The organism is Actinoplanes sp. NPDC026670, from assembly GCF_040638175.1.
Lineage (GTDB): Bacteria > Actinomycetota > Actinomycetes > Mycobacteriales > Micromonosporaceae > Actinoplanes.
This window is the reverse complement of sequence record NZ_JBEZXU010000150.1, coordinates 1-832: the sequence shown is the minus strand read 5'-3', so window position 1 is coordinate 832 and position 832 is coordinate 1. Positions and strand designations below refer to the sequence as shown.

Annotated in this window: 2 protein-coding genes and 1 rRNA gene; 1 reads left to right on the top strand and 2 read right to left on the bottom strand. The window is 71.5% G+C overall.

Annotated features, from left to right (window positions below; translation table 11 throughout):
* Positions 1 to 188, top strand: a 188-nt coding sequence (locus tag AB0E94_RS52510) for a hypothetical protein (RefSeq protein ID WP_360344405.1), incomplete at its 5' end; no start/stop codon positions are given.
* Here AB0E94_RS52510 and AB0E94_RS52505 read toward each other — a convergent pair.
* Together AB0E94_RS52505 and rrf are read right to left on the bottom strand one after the other, a co-directional pair.
* Positions 164 to 466 carry a hypothetical protein gene (locus AB0E94_RS52505; protein WP_360344402.1) on the bottom strand — a complete coding sequence of 101 codons (303 nt, stop codon included), beginning with the start codon at positions 464 to 466 and terminating at the stop codon, positions 164 to 166. The two genes, AB0E94_RS52510 and AB0E94_RS52505, sit on opposite strands and share 25 nt — an antisense overlap.
* 278 nt (positions 467 to 744) lie before the next feature.
* Positions 745 to 832 (bottom strand): 5S ribosomal RNA (gene rrf, locus AB0E94_RS52500); the annotation flags it as partial.

Here is an 832-nt window from a genome sequence, read left to right as displayed (position 1 = left end):
CCACGGAATCCACCACGGTCGCCACCACCCTGCGAGCCACCACGGAACCCACCGCGATCGCCACCGCCCTGGTAACCGCCACTGCGGCCACGGTCGCCGCCACCCTGGTAGCCCGGACGATCGCCGCCGCGGTCGCGGTCGCCACCACGGAACCCACCGCGCTCTACGCCACGGTCACCACCGCGTGAGTCGCCACGGAACCCGCCGCGGTCACCACCGCCCTGGTAGCCACCCCGGTCACGGTCGCCGCCGCGGAAGCCGCCCCGGTCACCGCCACCCTGGTAGCCCGGACGATCGCCGCCGCGGTCACGGTCGCCACCACGGAACCCACCGCGGTCACCGCCACCCTGGTAGCCACCCCGGTCGCGGTCGCCACCACGGAACCCACCGCGATCGCCACCGCCCTGGTAACCACCCCGGGAACCTCCGCGGTCACGGTCGCCGCCCCGGAATCCGCCGCGGTCACCGCCGCCCTGGTAGCCACCCCGGTCGCCGCGGCGGCTGTCGCCGCCTCCGTCGCGGCTGCCTCCGGAACGACGGTCGTCGTCGCGGTTGCTGGAGCCGCCGTCCTGCGGTCCTGTACTCACGGATCATTCCTTCCAGTACGGCGGCGGACTACCTAGGCCCGAGTGGCCCTGCTCCGACACACGCTGTTCTCGATACACAAAGTTACTAGGGGATCTGCCCATAAACGCAGTCGAGGGCCGACCCCGAAGTGGGGCGGCCCTCGACCGATCACGTTGAGTCCGGCGGCGTCCTACTCTCCCACACCCTCCCGAGTGCAGTACCATCGGCGCTGGAGGGCTTAGCTACCGGGTTCGGAATGTAACCG